Here is an 18,871-nt window from a genome sequence, read left to right as displayed (position 1 = left end):
GCTACACCATCCCTTGGTATATCACCACCACACGGGATGCCTCTTCCAGCGAGGTCAGCCCGTGCAGCACAGCGGACTGTGCCTGCCGTGCCAAGGTCTGCATGCCCTTCTTGACAGCAATCCGATGCAGATGAAGCTGGCTGACCTGCTGCTCCAGGCATTCAGCCAGCTCGTCATCCATGATCAAGACTTCCATCAAGGGAAACCGCCCCTGATAGCCGGTACCGTGGCATTGCCTGCAACCAACAGCACGGAACAAAACTGGACTAGCGCCCTCGCCCGACACACCCAATGCGGCTATTTCATCTTCATTTGCGGTATAACCGGTTTTGCAGACAGGGCAGAGTTTGCGTAACAAACGCTGAGCAATAATGCCTTTGATTTGCCCTGCCATGGCGGCATGGCTGATACCCAGCTCTTTGAGGCGGGCAATCACGCCCACAACCGAATGCGCATGCAAAGAACTCAGCACCAGATGCCCTGTCATCGCTGCCCGAAAAGACATGGCGGCAGTTTCATCATCCCTCACCTCACCAATCAGCATCACGTCCGGGTCTTGTCTCATCATGGCACGGATCCCCGAAACAAAATCCAGTTTGACGGCATCGCTGATCGACGTTTGCCGAATCAAGGGCACCGGATATTCCACAGGATCTTCGAGGGTCATGATATGCACCCCCATATGGCTAAGCTCGCCCAGCATGGCATACAAGGTGGTGGTTTTTCCGCTGCCCGTGGGGCCACAAACGAGAATCAGCCCATTCACCTGTCGCAATAACGCCTTTAGCTGCGACTCGGGATAGTCCGGCACATCCAGCATGGATAGGGACAATTGCTTTTTGTAGCGATCCAGTACCCTTAACACGACATTTTCGCCATGTCGGGTCGGGAAAACGGATGCCCGGAAGTCCACCATTCTCCCCAGCAATAGCATGGACATCCGGCCATCCTGAGGGGCCCGGGTTTCCGCAATATTCATGTCAGTCATGACTTTTAGCCGTACCAGCATGGCCGGCCAATGACGCTTGTGCAAACACCTGACTTGCTGTAGCACACCGTCAATCCGGTAGCGCACCCGGATAAAGCCCTGCTCTGGCGAAAAATGCAGATCCGATGCCCGTGACCGCACGGCATCCATCAGGAATGCATCAATCAACCTTACAACGGGCTGTTCGGAAAGGGGGCCAGAGACATCATGCGATACGTTGTGTTCCAATTCATCAGCAATGTCATCTACAGAATTCTGGTTACCGTAATGCATGTCGATAGCGGCCAAAATATCTGATGCAGCTGCTTGATAGACATCCAGAATGACAGGCCGTGCTAGCCGAGATTGAATCAGGTCTTGGGCCATGACGTCTGAGGGGGTCTGCATGGCCAGCACCAGTACCTGGCTGGCCACGTCCCAACTTAATGGGAATACCTTTAAACGTCTGGCCAGCTCTTCCGGGACCAGGGCCAGCGCGTCATTATCCGCAACGACCCGGTCCAGCATCAAAATCACTTTATGACCCAAATGCGCTTCCAGTGCCTGCTGAATGGCCGTGTCAGTCACGAACCCCAGATGCACCAGTTGTTGTCCCAGCAACAAGCCGGAATGCTGCTGCTCCTTCAAGGCAATACCCAGCTGATCGGCTGTCAGCACACCTTGCTGCAATAATTTCCCGCCCAGTCGCTGATCATCATTAGCAACCATGGCGGTCAAGCTCCCCGTCATTGCGACTTACCCTATCAGACCCCGCCTCAGATACGCTGGAAATAGCGGAAGGCAAAACCACCCATGCCTCATCCGGCCGACCGGTGTGAACACACCAATGCGTTTGCACCACTTCACGGGGTATCGCTTCTTCACTCATCTCCGGGATGGCTGACATGCTGTATATGTCATCGGCCCGCTCAGCAAACGCAGCAAACAAAGTGGAAAGTGGCGTATGCTGTTTGTAATGTGCACGCTCTTGCCGTGATAAAACATGCACCCAGTCGTTTGTGGCAGGCAAGCTCTGCGAAGTATTGGACACTTCGGTTGTTAGCGAGATGCCTGCAAATGCGTCTCCACTCACCGGCTGCGTAGCCTTGGTAACAGGCATCAGTCCCACCGTAGGCTGAGGATTGACTACTGATGACATAACTGCAGTAACGGTCTGGTGCGCATCATGAGTGGATAGCCCCATCATTTCCGTCCAATCGGCCCAGAACCACCCAATACCCACGCCTGCACCCAACAACAAAATACCGTAGGCCAAAAACGGCCGTGACATTTGCCACCCACTGGCAGATGGCCGTACCCATGCGGGTAACGCCTGATTCATCTCTGTCTTAACAACCGGACGACGATCGTCTCCAACTGCACTCATGATCCCTCCGGAAACAATATAGTCGAAGGAGAGCGCACCTCTTGAGGGGAGGCCAGGGAATTGGCGTCAGGCAATAATGATGAATAACCAGCCTGCGTCGAGGGTTTCAACCCGCCATTGACCAGCATCGGACGCAAGAAAATCACCAGCTCGCTTTTGGTGTTGGTCTGACTCTGATAGGTAAACAAGTCACCAATCCAGGGCACACGGCTTAATAGCGGCACACCATCTTTCTGAGAAATCAGTTCGTCCTGCATCAGCCCGCCCAGTACAACGGTTTGCCCGTTAGGCACCTTCAGGATGGACTCCATTTCCCGCATCTGGATTTCCGGTACCAGATTCTGGAAACTGGCATTCATCAATTGCGGCACCGGATCGGCTTTGTAACCGGTGATTCTCGAAATGGTCGGACGGATATTGAGCGTAATCTGGTCGTCCTCACCGATTTGCGGCACTACACTCATGACCACGCCGACAGGAATGGTATGCAAGGCGCTGGTATATTTCCGGTCGGTAATATCGCCTTTGTCATTATGGGATTCATCCAGCGTGACTGTGAAATACACCTTCTCATCCACCACCTTCAGCAAAGCCGTCTGATTATTCAGGGCCATGACCTTGGGGCTGGACAACACCTTGGTTTTGCCAAACGACTCGAGCAAACGGATAGTGGCCGAGAACTGCCCGGAAAACAGCGCGTTATCCTTGTTGTTATACGTCAGCGTAGTAGCAGGCGCCGCAGAAAGCCTGCCAGCAGAGAGTTGCTGCGAGATGCCGAATCCATTGCCGCCTTGCATCAAACGGCTCCAGTCCACCCCGGCCTGGAAGTCGTTAGACAGCAGCACTTCGACAATTGTCGCTTCAATCAGCACCTGCTTGCCCGCGCTTTGCATGACCTTGTCAAGGAAAGCCTTTACCTTTTCGTGTTGTCTGGCCGTTGCCCTCACAGCCAGTACCCCACCTTCAGGGCTAGCGATCACATTGACGACTCGCTCATTGACTGATACCTCCTGATTGGCCGGTGCCGCTGCAGCCTGAACCTGCATTGCCCCGGAACTGCCCACCGGCACTGCTTGTGTACTGGCTGTGCTGTTGGAACCACTCGGGTTGGTATTCACAGCCCGGCTGACCACAACCAGGCGATCCTCTTCCCGCAATATCGCCTGGACATTTTCCGTCAGCGTCCGCCAGAAATTATGCTCGACTGTATTGGTCAGGACGGTGGATGAACTGTTCAAACTGGCTGCACCAGCATTACCGGGACTGGCAATCGACGTCGAGATGGACACATCTCCCTTTGCCGTTCTGCTCAGATTGACATAATCGATGGGGTAATTTTTCAGGAAAGGGGTATCAGGCTCGATCACCAGGGTTCCATGCTTTAACCCATAGCGGATATCGACTTGTTCTGAGATTCTGGCCAGAATTTGCGGGAAGGTCTGGTCGATAGCATTCAGGGTGACTAGGCCATCAACGCCTGACTGGATGTCTACATTCATGTTTGCTTCACGCGCCAGGGCAAACAGCAAATCATGAACCGGGGCCTTGCTGACAATCACGTTCATGCGTTCTTGCTGGATCACAGGTTGTGGCTTGGGACCAACAATGTCAGGCATCGCTGATGATGTCGGCGCTAATGGCATATCCGTAGCAGGGGCAGGATGCCCATCGACCACAGGCAATGACTGCGACGCACAGCCACTCAGGAGCAGCATGAGCACCGCAGCAGATGTTAAGCGTACCGCACACGACTTCATATTTATGACATTGTATTTTCAAAAGATGCGCAATATATACACATGTCATTATGCCGTCAATCAAAAATTTATTTGTCATGAAACTACATGAAAACACCCTGCTGATATGGCAATATCTGCCAATAACTGTTGTTAAATGACAAAACCATGAAAAAAACTATTATTTACAATTCAATAACTTGGCTAGGTCGCACCATGTCTGTAAAATTGTCATCCACTTTCAATATTGCTCCGGAGTAACTTTTGACTTCATCTGCGCCGCTGCTTGAGCTAGACCACGTTTGCTTTTCATATGGCAAACTTGCCTTGCTGCAAGATATTTCGCTACATGTTAAGCGAGGACAGATAGCGGCTCTGATGGGTGGCAGTGGTAGCGGGAAAACCACCTTACTAAGACTGATTGGCGGGCAATTAAAACCACAAAGCGGAGATATTCGCTTTCGGGGAAAGTCCACACTGGGACAAAGTCATGCCGATCAATACGCGATGCGTAAACAAATGGGCATGCTGTTTCAGTTTGGCGCACTGTTCACGGATTTAAATGTCTTTGACAATATTGCATTTCCGCTGCGGGAACATTTTCAGCTACCCGAACACATGGTCAAAGACCTGGTCCTCATGAAGCTGCATGCCGTCGGATTGCGAGGCGCTGCCCGCATGATGCCGCATGAACTGTCGGGGGGGATGGCCAGACGGGTAGCGCTTGCAAGGGCCATTGCACTTGACCCGCTTTTGATGCTGTATGACGAACCCTTCACAGGTCTGGATCCGATCTCTCTGAGTATCATTGCCAACCTGATCAAAGAACTGAATGACGCACTGGGTACCGGTTCGATCCTGGTCACCCACAATATTCCCGAGTCATTGAAAATCGTCGACTATGTGTACTTCATGTCTGCCGGCAAACTGGTTGCAGAAGGCACGCCTGCTGACATTTCCAATTCGTCAGATGCGTTTGTGCATCAGTTTGTTCATGCAGAACCGGACGGCCCGGTTCCTTTCCATATCGCCGCCAACGATTATTCTTCCGACTTGGGATTGGGCGCCAAACAATGAATTTTTTTGCATGGCTTGGCAGGATCACCCTCCGCTCACTGGCTCGTCTTGGGTTTGCAGCCCGGTTTATGGGCTTTTTGCTGACCCAGTCTGGCACCAGTTTCCGCCGCTTTCATCTGACCATCCGCGAGATGTATTTTACTGGCGTCATGTCGCTGGTCATCATCGGTGTTTCGGCGCTGTTTGTCGGTATGGTGCTTGGCCTGCAGATGTATGAAGTGCTCAAACGCTTTGGCTCCGGAGACGGCGTTGGTACAGTGGTCGCACTGTCCTTGCTACGCGAACTGGGCCCGGTACTGGCTGCGCTGCTGTTCGCCAGCCGCGCTGGCTCAGCCATCACGGCGGAAATCGGCCTGATGAAGGCAACCGAACAGCTACGCGCCATGGAAATGATGGCCGTTGAACCAGTCGCCCGTGTGGTGGCACCTCGCTTCTGGGCAGGTGTTTTCTCCATGCCTTTGCTGGCGGCTCTCTTTAATGTGGTCGGCATTTTTGGCGGATACCTGATTGCGGTCCCCCTCATCGGCATTGACAATGGGATCTTCTGGGGGCAAATGCAGGCCAATGTCGACTTTCATTATGACCTGGTCAATGGCGGCATCAAAAGCCTGGTATTCGGCATTGCCGTGTCGTTGATTGCCGTATTTGAAGGGTATGACGCCCAACCAACCGCAGAAGGGGTTTCGGCCGCAACCACCCGCACTGTTGTCACGTCCTCAGTCGTCATCCTGATGCTGGACTTCGTACTTACCGCACTGATGTTTCAAGGAAACTAACATGAACCGTTCTACCATTGATATCTGGGTAGGAATCTTTGTCGCAGCGGGTATTGCTGCCGTGATTTTTCTGGCCCTGCGGGTAAGCAGCCCCAGCAGTTTTACGTCGGATGATGGTATCAGCGTCATTGCACGATTTGACAACATTGGCGGACTCAAACTCAATGCACCAGTCAAGAGCTCTGGCGTGGTGGTTGGCCGGGTTGCCGACATCCGCTTCGACCCGAAACGCTATCAGGCAGAAGTGACCATTCTCCTGTTTAAGGGCATTGACTTCAGCAAAGACAGTTCTGCAGACATTTTGACCGCAGGCCTGCTGGGTGAACAGTATGTAGGACTTGAGACAGGTGGCGATGAAGCCATGCTGAAAAACGGCGACACCATCAGCATTACGTCATCCGCGCTGGTACTTGAACAGCTTATCAGCAAGTTCATGCTGGACAAAGCGGCCGAAACTAAAGCATCTCAATAGCATCAAAGCAACATTATTATCGAATTCAGGAAAACACATGCTGAACACTCAATACATGACCCGGTTACTGGCTGGCGCAGCCTGTCTTGTCTCGGTAGCGGCTTACGCCCATCCGGCAGAAGACCTTGTCAAAACCACCACCCAGGATGTCCTGACCATTCTGAAACGGGATAACAAGCCCGGCAACGAAAAACTGGTCAGGGATCAAGTCACTGCGAAGTTATTGCCGTATTTTGACTTCACCCGCATGACTGCACTGGTCGTAGGCAAAAACTGGCGTTCCGCCACCCCGGCCCAACAAGCCAGCCTGACTAAAGAATTCAAGACGCTAATGATCCAGACGTACTCCAATGTACTGACCTCGACCAAGGTGGACAACATTACCGTCAAGCCGGTTCAGGACCCGGATACCAGCACAGACGTGATGGTCAAAACCGTCGTCAATCGCTCGGGTGCAGCCGCCATTCCTGTCGACTATCACATGGCCAGCAATGGCAGCACATGGAAAGTTTATGACGTCATCGCCGAAGGTCGCTCTATTGTCACGGCGCAACGCAGCAGTTATTCCCAAGTCGTCACGCAAAGCGGCATTGATGGCCTGATCAAGGAACTGGCCAGTAAAAACCAGCAACCGCAAGCCAAACCATGACTGCCCTGACACAGACAGGTAATACATTTTTCCTGCCGGAAGACAGTTCGCTAGCCGTCATTAGCAAGCTGGCTTCCTCGCTGGAACAAGGCCTGGCCAGTCTGGCCGGGTCTTCTGTCGAACTGGATTGCGCCAAAGCAACCAAAGTAGACTCGGCCACTGTCAGCCTGCTTCTCCATGCAAAACGTCTCGCGCTGAGATACAATCTTCCCCTCAAGATCACCTCGCCGTCCGACGCCTTGCTGCAACTGGTCGCGTTGTATCACGTGGAAGAAATGCTTTGCCTGGCACCCTAGCCTGCAGAAAACACACGTGCTAATGTAATTGTAGTAGCAGCCCCCTCACCAAACATTGACTTACTTGAATATCATGCGCCGATTATTGCCAGTTACCCTATGCTGTTCATTCCTGCTCGCAGGGTGTGCCACACCCGAAAACCAGGGGGACCCGCTTGAGGGGCTGAATCGTCAGGTTTACCGGTTCAACTCTGCCGTTGACAAAGCTGCTCTCAAGCCGCTGGCCCAAGGCTATGCGGCGGTAGTGCCAAGACCTGCCAGAACGGGGGTTCACAATTTCTTCAATAATATTGGAGATATTTTTGTCAGCCTGAACAACCTGCTGCAAGGACACCCGGACCAGACAGCCAGTGACCTGGGACGCATTGTCATCAACTCAACGGTCGGTGTTGTCGGTCTGGTGGATGTTGCCAGCAAAGTGGGGCTTGAAAAACACGACGCCGACTTCGGCCAGACGCTTGGAAAATGGGGACTCGGCTCAGGCCCGTACCTGGTCCTCCCTTTCTTTGGCAGCACAACACTGCGGGATAGCTCTGATATTGTAGCCAACATTGCCCTGTATCAGCACATCTCGCCGGAAGCGTCTACCAGGGACAAAATCAATCCGGTGAGGGTGCTGGATGCCCGGGCTCAACTTCTGGGCGTTGATAGCTTGCTGGAGTCCAGTGGACCGGATGAATATGCTTTTGTCAGAAGCACTTACCTGCAAGGCAGACAAAACAAGATTATCGGGCAGGTTGAACCCGCACCACTGGAAGACGATCCGGGCCCGACACCAGAAGCTCCGGCTTCAGAAGTCACCCCATAAAATCAGGACTGCTGCCAGAAGACCAGAAACCCTGGCAGCAAATGCAACAATAAATCCCGAGCACGCACGTAAATTCGGCTTATAAATCAGGTACAATAGCCCATTTGGCGCTCAGGTTCATTGCCCCATGTCGGCAGCTATCCATATTCAGTCCATCAGCAAAAGCTTTGGCTCTCTAAAAGCCCTTGATCAGGTTTCGTTTACCGTCAATCAAGGTGAGTTTTTTGCCCTCCTCGGCCCCAACGGTGCCGGAAAAACGACGCTTATCTCCATACTGGCCGGGTTAACTCGCGCTGACAGCGGCCATATTCAGGTCATGGGCCATGATGTTGTTAGCGATTACCGTCATGCCCGACGTGCCATTGGCGTGGTGCCGCAAGAGCTGGTCTTTGACCCCTTCTTTACTGTCAGGGAAACCCTGGTCTTCCAGTCCGGCTACTTTGGCCTCAAGCATAATGACGCTTGGGTTGATGAGCTACTGGAAAATCTGGGACTGACCAGCAAGGCCAATGTCAACATGCGTAGCCTGTCTGGCGGCATGAAACGTCGCGTACTGGTGGCTCAAGCGCTGGTTCACAAACCACCGGTCATCGTACTGGACGAGCCAACCGCTGGCGTGGATGTCGAATTACGGCAATCCTTGTGGGAATTCATCCAGCGCCTGAACCGCGAAGGCCATACCATCGTATTGACCACCCACTATCTGGAAGAAGCCGAAACACTGTGTAACCGGATTGCCATGATGAAGCAAGGTCGTATCCTTGCGCTGGATGACAAGACCCATTTCCTGAACAAGACTGGCAAGCGTGAACTTCATCTGCGTCTGGACTCGGCTGAACTGCCGGAACAGTTGCGGTCTCGCTGCAAGTCGCAGGATAAAGATACTTTCCATTTCACTCTGGATAACCTGGGCGAACTGGAAGACATCATGTCGCTGGTCAGAATGGCTGGCCGGCAGATCAAAGACATTTCCTTGCCTGAAGCATCACTTGAAGATGCCTTTGTCCGCCTGATGCAGGAATCACAATCATGACCGGTTTTTACACCCTGTTCTACAAAGAGGTATTGCGTTTCTGGAAAGTCAGTCTGCAAACGATTCTGGCGCCGGTGATTACTGCGCTTCTATACCTGACCATTTTCGGGCATGCCATTGGCAGCCACGTGAAAGTCTATAACAGCGTGCCTTACAATGGCTTTCTCGTTCCGGGCCTGGTGATGATGGCGATGCTGCAGAATGCCTTCTCCAACACCTCCAGCAGCCTGATCCAGTCAAAGATTACCGGCAACCTGGTCTTTATTTTGCTGCCGCCACTCTCGCATTTCGAGTTCTTCATGGCGTACGTCCTGGCGGCGGTTGTTCGCGGCCTCGTCGTTGGTGCAGGTGTTTTTGTTGTCGCAATCTGGTTTGTTCCTGTTTCCCTGCCCCACCCCTTGTGGTCGATTCTGTTCGGCTTGCTAGGCAGCATCATGCTGGGCATTCTGGGACTGATCGCCGGGATCTGGGCAGAAAAATTCGACCAGCTGGCAGGCTTCCAGAACTTTATCATCATGCCGCTGACCTTCCTCGCCGGAGTATTCTATTCGATTCACTCCTTGCCGGAAGTCTGGCAACAATTTTCCCACCTGAACCCGTTTTTTTATATGATTGACGGCTTCAGATACGGGTTTATCGGTGCATCAGATGTCCCTGTCTGGCAAAGCCTGGCGGTTGTCAGTGGTTGCACATTCGTACTGACAGTGATTGCACTGCAATTGATCAAAACAGGCTACAAGCTACGCCACTGAGGATGTAAGTCATTATGGTAACTCCACAACAAGTTCAAGATTATATTGCCGCCGGTCTGCCATGCGACGTGCTGGACGTCAAAGGTGATGGGCATCATTTTGAAGCCATTATCGTTAGCGAGGCATTTACCGGCCTCTCCAGAATCAAGCAGCATCAGCGCGTCTACCAGGCACTGGGAGAGCGGATGCGTGAAGAGATTCATGCGCTTTCGATGAAAACCTACAGCCCGTCTGAATGGGCAGCCGCCAACGGCCAGTAACCATGCAGAAGCAGTCCGGATCAGACAACGAGCCAGACAAGCAACCGAAAAAAGATGGATCTCTAGCCGGACTGATCCTGCTGTCCAATTTGCCTTTCGTGATTGCCCTGGTGGCCTATCTGATCTGGCGATTCTGGCCTTGAGCGATATTGATAGAATTGATACAGGAATAACATGGACAAACTGAAAATTACCGGTAATGGCCCGCTCAACGGCAAGATTCGTGTCTCTGGCGCCAAAAATGCCGCCTTGCCTATTTTGTGTGCCTCTCTGCTGACGGCAGACACGCTACGGCTGACCAATGTCCCGCAACTAAAAGACGTCCATACCATCCAGAAGCTGCTGCAAGGCATGGGCGCACGGGTCATGACCGATAACGTGCATGAATTTGAACTGACCTGCGCCAACATCGACAAACTGGAAGCACCATACGAGCTGGTCAAAACCATGCGCGCCTCCATTCTGGTGCTGGGACCGATGGTCGCCCGTTTTGGCGAAGCGCGCGTCTCCCTGCCTGGTGGCTGTGCGATTGGCGAACGCCCTGTCGAACAGCACATCAAGGGTCTGGAAGCCATGGGTGCAGAAATCACCATCGAGCATGGTTATATTCATGCACGCGCCAAGCGCCTGAAGGGTGCCCGCATCGTGACCGACATGGTGACCGTAACCGGTACGGAAAACCTGCTGATGGCAGCCGTGCTGGCAGAAGGCACCACCATTCTTGAAAATGCCGCTCAGGAACCTGAAGTCACTGATCTGGCCGAATGCCTGATCAAGATGGGTGCAAAAATCAGCGGCGTTGGTACCAGCACGCTGACCATCGAAGGCGTCGAAAAACTGCATGGCACGGAACACGCCGTCATTGCCGACCGCATCGAGGCGGGCACCTTCCTGTGCGCCGTGGCCATGACGGGCGGTGATGTCACACTGACACACGCACGCCCAGACACACTGGATGCCGTTCTCGACAAACTGCGCGAAGCCGGTGCAGAGCTCACCACTGGTAGCGACTGGATTCGCATTGTCATGAACAACCGCCCCAAAGCCGTCACCATCCGGACAGCGCCTTACCCGGCTTTCCCGACCGACATGCAGGCACAGTTCATGGCCATGAATACCGTTGCGGAAGGCACGGGGCTGGTGACCGAAACCATTTTTGAAAACCGTTTCATGCATGTACCAGAGCTGCGCCGCATGGGCGCCACCATCAACGTGGAAGGTAATACATCCATTGTGACCGGGGTGACCGGCCTGTCCGGCGCGACCGTCATGGCAACCGACCTGCGTGCCTCGGCCTCGCTCGTCATTGCCGGTCTGATTGCGTCAGGTGAAACCATTGTTGACCGTATCTACCATCTGGACCGGGGCTACGAGCACATTGAAGACAAACTGGGCGGTGTTGGCGCAAAAATTGAACGTACCCGCTAAGAGCGCGGACTTTTGAAGTTGCCAACACGCGCGGAGACGGTCTCGCAAGGCCTCGAGGCAAAAATAGCCGAGCTGGAAACTTTGAGCCACAAGGCCGAGTCTCCGCTAGTCGCCGAGAAATTCAGGAAGTCTGCTTTTCGCCTGCGCACCATGCAGACGGAAAGCACGCTGTATGAACTCATTGGCCGCCGTGTCCTGTTAGGCAAGTTCAGGCACAGAAAGACCGCACAGCAGGCCATTGCCCAGCTTGGTCTCTTTGCAAGATCCGGCCCTGAACACATGCAGGTAGCAGCCTTGCATAAGCAGCTGCAGCAAGCCTTGCTGGCAAGCACCTTGCCATTTATTTTGTTACTGGCACTTTTGCTGTTTTGTGCCATCTGGATATATTACTGATTGAAACCATGATTACTTTAGCGCTGTCCAAAGGTCGCATTTTTGAAGAAACCGTCCCCCTGCTGGCTGCGGCGGGCATTGTGCCTCAAGAAGCACCGGAGCAATCCAGAAAGCTCATTATCGGGACCAACCGCGAAGACGTACGGCTGATTATTGTCCGCGCGTCGGATGTGCCTACCTATGTGGAATACGGGGCCGCGGATCTGGGCATTGCCGGCAAGGATGTCCTGCAAGAACACGGTGGTAACGGCCTGTATATGCCGCTGGATCTGAATATTGCCCGCTGCAAGCTGATGGTGGCCGTACGCAAGGGCTTTGACTACGAAGGCTCGGTCAAACGGGGCGCACGTTTGCGGGTAGCCACCAAGTATACCGATTCTGCCCGCAAACACTTTGCCGCCAAAGGCGTACACGTAGACCTGATCAAGCTGTACGGCTCAATGGAACTGGCTCCGCTCGTCGGGCTGGCCGATGCCATTGTGGATCTGGTCAGCACTGGCGGCACCCTCAAAGCCAACGACCTGGAAGCGGTTGAACACATCTACGAAGTGAGCTCGCGCCTGATCGCCAACCAGGCTGCACTCAAACTCAAACGTGACCGCATCCAGCCCATCCTTGATGCTTTTGCCAGTGCCATTAAACAAGACTGACCTTCATTTTAAGAAACCATCATGACGACCGTTCGTAAACTCAGTGCCGCACAGCCCGACTTTGCACAACAACTCCAGCAATTGCTGTCATTTGATGCCACGCTTTCACCTGAAATCGAACAGCGGGTAGCGGCCATTCTGGCCGATGTGAAACACCGTGGTGATGCAGCAGTTGTAGAATACACGAATCGCTTCGACAAGCTCTCCGCGACCAGCATGGCCGATCTGGAAGTCACCCAGACAGATCTGAAAGCCGCTTATGAACGCCTGCCAACCAAAGAACAGAACGCCCTAAAGACGGCCTGCGAACGGGTACGCAAGTATCATGAGCACCAAAAACAGCCATCCTGGCAGTATGAAGATGAAGACGGCACTCTGCTCGGCCAGCAGATCACCCCCCTCGACCGCGTCGGCATTTATGTGCCAGGTGGAACGGCAGCCTACCCGTCTTCCGTCATCATGAACGCGATCCCCGCACATGTCGCGGGGGTACCGGAAATCATCATGGTATCGCCGCTGCGTGGCGGTGCAGAACAAGACCGTGTCATGGCAGCCGCCTGGCTTGCCGGCGTAACACGGATATTCACCATTGGTGGTGCGCAGGCGGTCGCGGCATTGGCCTTCGGGACAGAGACCGTGCCGGCTGTCGATAAAATCACCGGCCCGGGCAATGCATACGTTGCAGCCGCCAAACGCCAGGTTTTTGGTCAGGTCGGCATCGACATGGTAGCGGGTCCTTCTGAGATTCTGGTGATTTGTGATGGTCACACCAACCCGGACTGGGTAGCTATCGACCTGTTTAGCCAGGCAGAACACGATGAAGTGGCGCAAGCCATTTTGCTCTGCCCGGATGCAGACTATATTGCCAAGGTCGAAGCCAGCATTGAAAAGCTGCTGCCCGGCATGCCACGTGCAGACATCATCCGTGCATCCCTCGGCAACCGTGGTGCCTTGATTCAGGTAGCAGACCTGGATGAGGCATGCGAGATTGCCAACCAGATCGCCCCGGAGCATCTGGAGCTATCGGTCGCTGACCCGCACCAGCTGGTAAGCAAGATTCGCCATGCAGGTGCCATCTTCATGGGCGCCTATACCTCAGAATCGCTGGGTGATTACTGTGCAGGTCCGAATCATGTCCTGCCGACGGCTCGCAGCGCGCGTTTCTCATCCCCTCTGGGCGTGTATGATTTCCAGAAACGCAGCAGTCTGATTTGCGTATCAGCCGATGGTGCACATCAGCTAGGACAGATTGCCGACACCCTTGCGACTGGCGAAGGCTTGCCGGCCCACGCACTGGCCGCACGCTTGCGTGTAAGAGCTGAGGCATGATGACGGTTGTTGCAGCCATGTCGACTAGAAACCTACCCTATTTGACATGATCTGTTACAATCAAACCTATCCCGTACACTACTGACCCAAAAGAAGTCCTGGCTATGTCCATTACTCCGGCATCCGTCATCCGCGCAGACGTGATAGCACAAAAAGCCTATCAGGTTCACGATAGCACTGGTTGTATCAAGATGGATGCAAACGAAAACCCGCATCCGCTTCCCGAATCACTCAGACAGGCATTGGCAGAAAAACTGGCTGCAGTCGAGCTGAACCGCTATCCGGATGGAGCGGCAAGTCAGCTCAAGGCCCGGCTGAAACAGCACCTGGGCCTGTCTGACCAATACGATATCCTGTTTGGCAACGGCTCTGACGAATGCATTGCCTTGCTGATCCAGGCCATTGCAGGGGATGGTGTCAAGGTCATGGCACTGGAACCCACATTTGTGGTCTATGGCATTGCCGCCCGCGCCCAGCGTCTGGACTATATCGGTGTCGAGCTAAACGCAGACTTCTCCGTCAATGTGGAACGCACGCTGGCAGCCATCCAAGAGCACCAGCCTAAACTGCTGTTCATCACCCCGCCCAACAACCCTACCGGCAACATCATCAGTGCAGAAGACGTGTCACGCCTGATCCGTGCTACACCTGGTCTGGTCGTGATTGACGAAGCGTATGAAGCATTTGCCAGCCATCGGCTGCTGCATTTACTGGATGAACACCAGAACCTGCTGATCATGCGCACCTTCTCCAAAATTGGTGGCGCAGGCTTGCGGCTCGGCTACCTGGTCGGGCGGCCGGAATGGCTGGTCGAACTCGACAAATTGCGCATGCCATACAACATCAACACCCTGACCCAGGTCGCCGCCGAGTTCATGCTCGACCACTATGATGCGATTCAGGCACAGGTAGATGAGGTGGTAACCGCTCGGGATAACCTGATCGACAAGCTCCGGCAGTTCAAGGAACTGACGGTCTATCCGTCCCAGGCCAATATGTTTGTGGTGCGATGCCCCAGAGTACAGGCGCTGCATGCGTACCTGCGCGAGCGCAAGATTCTGGTTCGTCAGGCCTATAACTGGCATCCGCTGCTGGAAAACTGCATTCGCATTTCTACCGGCACCGATGCGGAAAATGCAGTCTTGCTAGCCGCCATTTCTGATTTTTTTGCAAGTTGAGCCCCACTATGCGTCAAGCAACCGTCACGCGAAACACGTTGGAAACCCAGATCACGATCACGATCAATCTGGATGGCACCGGCGTCTCCAAACTGGATACCGGCGTTCCCTTTTTTGATCACATGCTGGACCAGATCGCCCGGCATGGCATGATCGACCTGGATATCAAAGCCACTGGCGATTTGCATATCGATGCGCATCATACCGTCGAAGATGTAGGCATTACCTTCGGCCAGGCGTTTGCCAAGGCACTGGGCGACAAAAAGGGAATCTCCCGGTACGGACACAGCTATGTCCCACTGGACGAGGCCCTGTCGCGTGTCGTGATTGACCTGTCTGGACGCCCCGGCATCGAGTATCACATCCCCTTTACCCGGGCCACCATTGGCACCTTTGATGTCGATCTGTTTCTGGAGTTCTTCCGCGGTTTCATCAACCACGCGGCAGTGACCTTGCATATCGACAACCTGCGCGGGGTTAACAGCCACCACCAGGCAGAAACCGTCTTCAAGGCATTTGGCCGCGCACTGCGCATGGCTGTTGCCTTTGATGAGCGCATGGCAGGCATTACGCCCTCCACCAAAGGGACACTGGCAGGATGAGTCAAATGCAAAAAATTGCCATTGTCGATTATGGTATGGGTAACCTGCGTTCTGTCTATCAGGCCGTCAAACATGTTGCCGATGGCCATGAAGTCGTCCTGACGCATGACCCGGATGTTGTGGCGTCTGCAGACAAAGTGGTTTTCCCCGGTCAGGGCGCCATGCGCGATTGCATGAAAAACCTGAACGAATCCGGATTGCGTGCGGTGGTAGAAACCGCCGCCAGGGAAAAGCCATTTCTGGGTGTATGTGTCGGCATGCAAATGCTGTTTGAACACAGTGAAGAAGCCGATACCACCGGGCTGGGCATTTTCAAAGGCCGGAGCTTGCGCTTCCCTGCCGCCCTGATGATCGACGAAAACGGGCAAAAACTCAAAGTGCCGCACATGGGCTGGAACAATGTCAAACAGGTGCGCCAGCACCCGATCTGGCAAGGCATTGAAAACAATGCCCGTTTTTACTATGTGCACAGTTACTTTGTGCACCCGGCAGATACCGATCTGGTGATCGGCGTCTCGGACTATCCATTTACTTTCTGTGGTGCAGTCGCACAAGGGCAACTGGTTGCCGTGCAGTTCCACCCGGAGAAAAGCGATACGGCTGGCCTGCAGTTGTACCGTAATTTTGTAAACTGGGACGGCAAGTCGTCCTCCTAACAACTCACACGTGATTCGATCATGCTGATAATTCCTGCTATTGACCTAAAAGATGGACAGTGCGTTCGCCTGAAACAAGGCGACATGAATGCGTCGACCGTTTTTTCTGAAAACCCTGGTGAAACCACTAAGCACTGGCGCGACCAGGGGGCACGTCGCCTTCACGTTGTCGACCTGAATGGTGCATTTGCCGGTAAACCCAAAAACCTGCCCGCCATCCGGGAAATCCTGGCCGAGGCGGGTGACATGCCCGTACAGCTCGGCGGGGGTATCCGTGATCTGGAAACCATCGAGAAATACCTGGATGCCGGGATCAGCTACGTCATCATCGGCACGGCTGCGGTAAAAACCCCGGGCTTCCTGCACGAAGCTTGCGATGCTTTCCCGGGCCACATCATTGTGGGACTGGATGCCAAGGATGGCATGGTGGCCACCGACGGCTGGAGCAAGATCACCAAGCATGAGGTCGTAGACCTGGCCCGTCGCTTTCAGGACTATGGTGTGGAAGGTGTCATTTATACCGATATCGGTCGCGATGGCATGCTGACCGGTGTCAACATTGAAGCCACTGTGCGACTAGCGCAACACCTGACCATTCCGGTGATTGCCTCTGGGGGCCTGACCGGGCTGGATGATATCCGTCGCCTGTGCGAAGTAGAAGGCGAAGGCATCTCTGGCGCCATTACCGGTCGTGCCATCTACGAAGGCACCATCGATTTTGCCAGCGCTCAAAACCTGGCGGACGAGTTATCCGATCTCTGATCGACAACCTACTTTAGGAAGTGTGCTGCATAACAAATGCAGCCCTCAGGAAACATGGCATTAGCTAAACGCATTATCCCTTGTCTGGATGTCACTGACGGCCGCGTGGTCAAGGGTGTCAATTTTGTCGGCTTGCGTGATGCAGGGGACCCGGTAGAAATTGCGCGCCGCTATCAGGAGCAAGGCGCCGATGAGCTGACTTTCCTGGATATTACGGCCAGTTCGGATAACCGCGACCTGATTTTGCACATCATTGAAGATGTGGCAAGCCAGGTTTTCATTCCGCTCACGGTTGGCGGCGGGGTCAGGGAAGTTGCAGACATCCGCAGACTGTTAAATGCCGGCGCAGACAAAGTCAGCATCAACTCCTCTGCCGTCACCAACCCGCAGCTGGTCGCAGACGCAGCCGGAAAATTTGGCTCCCAAGCCATTGTGGTGGCGATTGATGCCAAAAACACCGGTAGTGAAGAATTCCCGAAATGGGAAGTCTTTACCCATGGTGGCCGCAAAAATACCGGGCTGGATGCCATTGAATGGGCGCTGAAAATGGAAGCCATGGGCGCAGGAGAAATCCTGCTGACCAGCATGGACCGTGATGGCACCAAGATCGGTTTTAACCTGCCGCTCACCCGTTCGGTATCCGACATCGTCAATATTCCGGTCATTGCATCCGGCGGCGTTGGCAATTTGCAGCATTTGGTCGACGGCGTACTGGAAGGTCACGCTGATGCGGTACTGGCAGCCAGTATTTTCCACTTTGGCGAATACACGGTTCAGCAAGCCAAAGAAGCCATGCGTGCAGCTGGTATCGAAGTACGATTGTAAGCAAGCTGCCAACGACAGATTCACACCAAGCCGGATACATTTCTTGATATGACACAGAACCCTGACTGGTTAACACAGGTAAGCTGGAACGCCGATGGATTGGTGCCGGCCATCGCCCAGGATGAAAAGACAGGACGCATCCTGATGGTGGCGTGGATGAACGCGGAAGCCTTGCGCCTGACGGCCGAAAAAGGCACCGCCCACTATTTCAGCCGATCTCGCAGCAAACTATGGCATAAAGGCGAAGAATCCGGCCATTTCCAGCGCGTCAGCGAAATCCGTCTTGATTGTGATGGAGATGTTATTTTGCTGCAGATTGAACAAGAAGGCGGCATCGCCTGTCATACCGGCAGAGAAAGCTGCTTTTTCTCTGTGCTGAAAGAGGGCCAGTGGCAAGCCGTTGATAAAGTATTGAAAGATCCAGCCCAGATATATGGTGCAGATCATAAAGGCCATGACCATGGAAAACGCTGAGTTGAATGATGTTTTATTGCGGGTGGCAGCCACCATTGATGCGCGCAAAACCGCATCACCAGACAGCTCTTATGTGGCCAAGCTGTTCGCCAAAGGACCTGATGCAGTCCTGAAGAAAATTGGTGAAGAAGCGACAGAAGTGGTGCTGGCAGCCAAGGATGCCGACAAGGAACACATTGTTTATGAGGTAGCAGACTTGTGGTTTCATACCATGGTCCTGCTGGCACAGCATGGACTCTCCCCTGTCGATGTCGTCAACGAACTAGGCCGGCGAGAAGGTCTTTCCGGCCTGGCAGAAAAAGCCGCCCGTAAAGACGGCTGACACTGAACAATTACTTGTAGATAGACAGAAACCATCCCC

24 protein-coding genes are annotated in these 18,871 nt (G+C 53.8%); 21 read left to right on the top strand and 3 right to left on the bottom strand.

All coding sequences use genetic code 11. The features are described 5' to 3' along the window. Nucleotide 1: 1 nt before the first annotated feature. Genes F552_RS0112695 through mshL form a run of 3 tightly spaced genes read right to left on the bottom strand, consistent with a single transcriptional unit; the run spans nucleotide 2 to nucleotide 3,919 of the window. Nucleotides 2-1,696 (bottom strand): GspE/PulE family protein, encoded by a 1,695-nt coding sequence (locus tag F552_RS0112695; RefSeq protein WP_018152128.1) that lies wholly within the window; start codon nucleotides 1,694-1,696, stop codon nucleotides 2-4. Then, nucleotides 1,686-2,354 carry a hypothetical protein gene (locus F552_RS0112690; RefSeq protein WP_018152127.1) on the bottom strand — a complete coding sequence of 223 codons (669 nt, stop codon included), beginning with the start codon at nucleotides 2,352-2,354 and terminating at the stop codon, nucleotides 1,686-1,688. The genes F552_RS0112695 and F552_RS0112690 overlap by 11 nt, the downstream gene beginning before the upstream one ends. Then, a complete protein-coding gene (gene mshL, locus F552_RS19335; RefSeq protein WP_245546689.1) occupies nucleotides 2,351-3,919 on the bottom strand; it encodes a pilus (MSHA type) biogenesis protein MshL in 1,569 nt (522 codons plus the stop codon). The genes F552_RS0112690 and mshL overlap by 4 nt, the downstream gene beginning before the upstream one ends. Here mshL and F552_RS21115 point away from each other — a divergent pair. The 21 genes from F552_RS21115 to F552_RS0112580 all read left to right on the top strand — a co-directional run bounded on the left by F552_RS21115 (nucleotide 3,887) and on the right by F552_RS0112580 (nucleotide 18,832). Further along, nucleotides 3,887-3,976: a two-component regulator propeller domain-containing protein gene (locus tag F552_RS21115; RefSeq protein ID WP_169333599.1), complete on the top strand. Its 90-nt coding sequence runs from the start codon at nucleotides 3,887-3,889 to the stop codon at nucleotides 3,974-3,976. The two genes, mshL and F552_RS21115, sit on opposite strands and share 33 nt — an antisense overlap. A gap of 378 nt (nucleotides 3,977-4,354) precedes the next feature. After that, complete coding sequence (locus F552_RS0112680) at nucleotides 4,355-5,167, top strand: ABC transporter ATP-binding protein (protein ID WP_026182688.1); 813 nt, start codon at nucleotides 4,355-4,357, stop codon at nucleotides 5,165-5,167. Further along, a complete protein-coding gene (gene mlaE, locus F552_RS0112675; RefSeq protein WP_018152124.1) occupies nucleotides 5,164-5,943 on the top strand; it encodes a lipid asymmetry maintenance ABC transporter permease subunit MlaE in 780 nt (259 codons plus the stop codon). Before F552_RS0112680 ends, mlaE begins: the two co-directional genes overlap by 4 nt. 1 nt (nucleotide 5,944) lies before the next feature. Then, the gene (gene mlaD, locus F552_RS0112670; RefSeq protein ID WP_018152123.1) at nucleotides 5,945-6,415 is read left to right on the top strand and encodes an outer membrane lipid asymmetry maintenance protein MlaD; all 471 of its coding nucleotides are present in this window, start codon (nucleotides 5,945-5,947) and stop codon (nucleotides 6,413-6,415) included. Between the two features lie 37 nt (nucleotides 6,416-6,452). Continuing rightward, complete coding sequence (locus F552_RS0112665; RefSeq protein ID WP_018152122.1) at nucleotides 6,453-7,064, top strand: MlaC/ttg2D family ABC transporter substrate-binding protein; 612 nt, start codon at nucleotides 6,453-6,455, stop codon at nucleotides 7,062-7,064. Beyond that, nucleotides 7,061-7,360 carry an STAS domain-containing protein gene (locus F552_RS19330; protein ID WP_018152121.1) on the top strand — a complete coding sequence of 100 codons (300 nt, stop codon included), beginning with the start codon at nucleotides 7,061-7,063 and terminating at the stop codon, nucleotides 7,358-7,360. Before F552_RS0112665 ends, F552_RS19330 begins: the two co-directional genes overlap by 4 nt. 73 nt (nucleotides 7,361-7,433) lie before the next feature. Further along, nucleotides 7,434-8,168 carry an MlaA family lipoprotein gene (locus F552_RS0112655; protein ID WP_018152120.1) on the top strand — a complete coding sequence of 245 codons (735 nt, stop codon included), beginning with the start codon at nucleotides 7,434-7,436 and terminating at the stop codon, nucleotides 8,166-8,168. 127 nt (nucleotides 8,169-8,295) lie between these two features. Next, nucleotides 8,296-9,201: an ABC transporter ATP-binding protein gene (locus tag F552_RS0112650; RefSeq protein WP_018152119.1), complete on the top strand. Its 906-nt coding sequence runs from the start codon at nucleotides 8,296-8,298 to the stop codon at nucleotides 9,199-9,201. After that, nucleotides 9,198-9,953, top strand: a complete 756-nt coding sequence (locus tag F552_RS0112645) for an ABC transporter permease (RefSeq protein ID WP_018152118.1) — start codon at nucleotides 9,198-9,200, stop codon at nucleotides 9,951-9,953. Before F552_RS0112650 ends, F552_RS0112645 begins: the two co-directional genes overlap by 4 nt. A gap of 14 nt (nucleotides 9,954-9,967) precedes the next feature. Further along, complete coding sequence (locus tag F552_RS0112640; RefSeq protein ID WP_018152117.1) at nucleotides 9,968-10,213, top strand: BolA family protein; 246 nt, start codon at nucleotides 9,968-9,970, stop codon at nucleotides 10,211-10,213. 174 nt (nucleotides 10,214-10,387) lie between these two features. Then, on the top strand, nucleotides 10,388-11,641 hold the full coding sequence (gene murA / locus F552_RS0112630; RefSeq protein WP_018152115.1) for a UDP-N-acetylglucosamine 1-carboxyvinyltransferase: 1,254 nt from the start codon (nucleotides 10,388-10,390) through the stop codon (nucleotides 11,639-11,641). An 18-nt stretch (nucleotides 11,642-11,659) separates the two neighbouring features. Continuing rightward, nucleotides 11,660-12,034 (top strand): hypothetical protein, encoded by a 375-nt coding sequence (locus F552_RS20570; protein ID WP_156802312.1) that lies wholly within the window; start codon nucleotides 11,660-11,662, stop codon nucleotides 12,032-12,034. A gap of 8 nt (nucleotides 12,035-12,042) precedes the next feature. Then, nucleotides 12,043-12,684 carry an ATP phosphoribosyltransferase gene (gene hisG, locus F552_RS0112620; protein WP_018152113.1) on the top strand — a complete coding sequence of 214 codons (642 nt, stop codon included), beginning with the start codon at nucleotides 12,043-12,045 and terminating at the stop codon, nucleotides 12,682-12,684. 21 nt (nucleotides 12,685-12,705) lie between these two features. After that, nucleotides 12,706-14,013, top strand: a complete 1,308-nt coding sequence (gene hisD / locus F552_RS0112615) for a histidinol dehydrogenase (RefSeq protein ID WP_018152112.1) — start codon at nucleotides 12,706-12,708, stop codon at nucleotides 14,011-14,013. Nucleotides 14,014-14,117: 104 nt separating this feature from the next. Beyond that, the gene (hisC, locus tag F552_RS0112610) at nucleotides 14,118-15,191 is read left to right on the top strand and encodes a histidinol-phosphate transaminase (protein ID WP_018152111.1); all 1,074 of its coding nucleotides are present in this window, start codon (nucleotides 14,118-14,120) and stop codon (nucleotides 15,189-15,191) included. Between the two features lie 8 nt (nucleotides 15,192-15,199). Next, entirely contained in the window at nucleotides 15,200-15,793 is a 594-nt protein-coding gene (gene hisB, locus F552_RS0112605) for an imidazoleglycerol-phosphate dehydratase HisB (protein WP_018152110.1), read from the top strand. A 5-nt stretch (nucleotides 15,794-15,798) separates the two neighbouring features. Further along, on the top strand, nucleotides 15,799-16,449 hold the full coding sequence (hisH, locus tag F552_RS0112600; protein WP_018152109.1) for an imidazole glycerol phosphate synthase subunit HisH: 651 nt from the start codon (nucleotides 15,799-15,801) through the stop codon (nucleotides 16,447-16,449). A 21-nt stretch (nucleotides 16,450-16,470) separates the two neighbouring features. Further along, the gene (gene hisA / locus F552_RS0112595) at nucleotides 16,471-17,211 is read left to right on the top strand and encodes a 1-(5-phosphoribosyl)-5-[(5-phosphoribosylamino)methylideneamino]imidazole-4-carboxamide isomerase (protein ID WP_026182685.1); all 741 of its coding nucleotides are present in this window, start codon (nucleotides 16,471-16,473) and stop codon (nucleotides 17,209-17,211) included. 54 nt (nucleotides 17,212-17,265) lie between these two features. Further along, nucleotides 17,266-18,036: an imidazole glycerol phosphate synthase subunit HisF gene (gene hisF, locus F552_RS0112590; protein WP_018152107.1), complete on the top strand. Its 771-nt coding sequence runs from the start codon at nucleotides 17,266-17,268 to the stop codon at nucleotides 18,034-18,036. Between the two features lie 48 nt (nucleotides 18,037-18,084). Continuing rightward, nucleotides 18,085-18,510 carry a phosphoribosyl-AMP cyclohydrolase gene (gene hisI / locus F552_RS0112585; protein ID WP_018152106.1) on the top strand — a complete coding sequence of 142 codons (426 nt, stop codon included), beginning with the start codon at nucleotides 18,085-18,087 and terminating at the stop codon, nucleotides 18,508-18,510. Further along, entirely contained in the window at nucleotides 18,497-18,832 is a 336-nt protein-coding gene (locus F552_RS0112580; protein WP_018152105.1) for a phosphoribosyl-ATP diphosphatase, read from the top strand. The genes hisI and F552_RS0112580 overlap by 14 nt, the downstream gene beginning before the upstream one ends. The last annotated feature ends 39 nt before the right edge of the window (nucleotides 18,833-18,871 follow it).

Origin of the sequence: Leeia oryzae DSM 17879, assembly GCF_000376945.1 — a bacterium.
GTDB lineage: Bacteria > Pseudomonadota > Gammaproteobacteria > Burkholderiales > Leeiaceae > Leeia > Leeia oryzae.
The sequence above is the reverse complement of the archived record's forward strand: the minus strand, read 5'-3'. Positions and strand labels throughout refer to the sequence as shown.

Excerpts from the sequence above, each read along its gene's own strand:
- F552_RS0112695 (WP_018152128.1), bottom strand. The coding sequence starts at position 1,696 with ATGGTTGCTAATGATGATCAGCGACTGGGCGGGAAATTATTGCAGCAA.
- F552_RS0112690 (WP_018152127.1), bottom strand. The coding sequence starts at position 2,354 with ATGAGTGCAGTTGGAGACGATCGTCGTCCGGTTGTTAAGACAGAGATG.
- F552_RS21115 (WP_169333599.1), top strand. The coding sequence starts at position 3,887 with ATGAACCGGGGCCTTGCTGACAATCACGTTCATGCGTTCTTGCTGGAT.
- mshL (WP_245546689.1), bottom strand. The coding sequence starts at position 3,919 with ATGAACGTGATTGTCAGCAAGGCCCCGGTTCATGATTTGCTGTTTGCC.
- mlaE (WP_018152124.1), top strand. The coding sequence starts at position 5,164 with ATGAATTTTTTTGCATGGCTTGGCAGGATCACCCTCCGCTCACTGGCT.
- mlaD (WP_018152123.1), top strand. The coding sequence starts at position 5,945 with ATGAACCGTTCTACCATTGATATCTGGGTAGGAATCTTTGTCGCAGCG.
- F552_RS0112665 (WP_018152122.1), top strand. The coding sequence starts at position 6,453 with ATGCTGAACACTCAATACATGACCCGGTTACTGGCTGGCGCAGCCTGT.
- F552_RS19330 (WP_018152121.1), top strand. The coding sequence starts at position 7,061 with ATGACTGCCCTGACACAGACAGGTAATACATTTTTCCTGCCGGAAGAC.
- F552_RS0112655 (WP_018152120.1), top strand. The coding sequence starts at position 7,434 with ATGCGCCGATTATTGCCAGTTACCCTATGCTGTTCATTCCTGCTCGCA.
- F552_RS0112650 (WP_018152119.1), top strand. The coding sequence starts at position 8,296 with ATGTCGGCAGCTATCCATATTCAGTCCATCAGCAAAAGCTTTGGCTCT.
- F552_RS0112645 (WP_018152118.1), top strand. The coding sequence starts at position 9,198 with ATGACCGGTTTTTACACCCTGTTCTACAAAGAGGTATTGCGTTTCTGG.
- F552_RS0112640 (WP_018152117.1), top strand. The coding sequence starts at position 9,968 with ATGGTAACTCCACAACAAGTTCAAGATTATATTGCCGCCGGTCTGCCA.
- murA (WP_018152115.1), top strand. The coding sequence starts at position 10,388 with ATGGACAAACTGAAAATTACCGGTAATGGCCCGCTCAACGGCAAGATT.
- hisG (WP_018152113.1), top strand. The coding sequence starts at position 12,043 with ATGATTACTTTAGCGCTGTCCAAAGGTCGCATTTTTGAAGAAACCGTC.
- hisD (WP_018152112.1), top strand. The coding sequence starts at position 12,706 with ATGACGACCGTTCGTAAACTCAGTGCCGCACAGCCCGACTTTGCACAA.
- hisC (WP_018152111.1), top strand. The coding sequence starts at position 14,118 with ATGTCCATTACTCCGGCATCCGTCATCCGCGCAGACGTGATAGCACAA.
- hisB (WP_018152110.1), top strand. The coding sequence starts at position 15,200 with ATGCGTCAAGCAACCGTCACGCGAAACACGTTGGAAACCCAGATCACG.
- hisH (WP_018152109.1), top strand. The coding sequence starts at position 15,799 with ATGCAAAAAATTGCCATTGTCGATTATGGTATGGGTAACCTGCGTTCT.
- hisA (WP_026182685.1), top strand. The coding sequence starts at position 16,471 with ATGCTGATAATTCCTGCTATTGACCTAAAAGATGGACAGTGCGTTCGC.
- hisF (WP_018152107.1), top strand. The coding sequence starts at position 17,266 with ATGGCATTAGCTAAACGCATTATCCCTTGTCTGGATGTCACTGACGGC.
- hisI (WP_018152106.1), top strand. The coding sequence starts at position 18,085 with ATGACACAGAACCCTGACTGGTTAACACAGGTAAGCTGGAACGCCGAT.
- F552_RS0112580 (WP_018152105.1), top strand. The coding sequence starts at position 18,497 with ATGGAAAACGCTGAGTTGAATGATGTTTTATTGCGGGTGGCAGCCACC.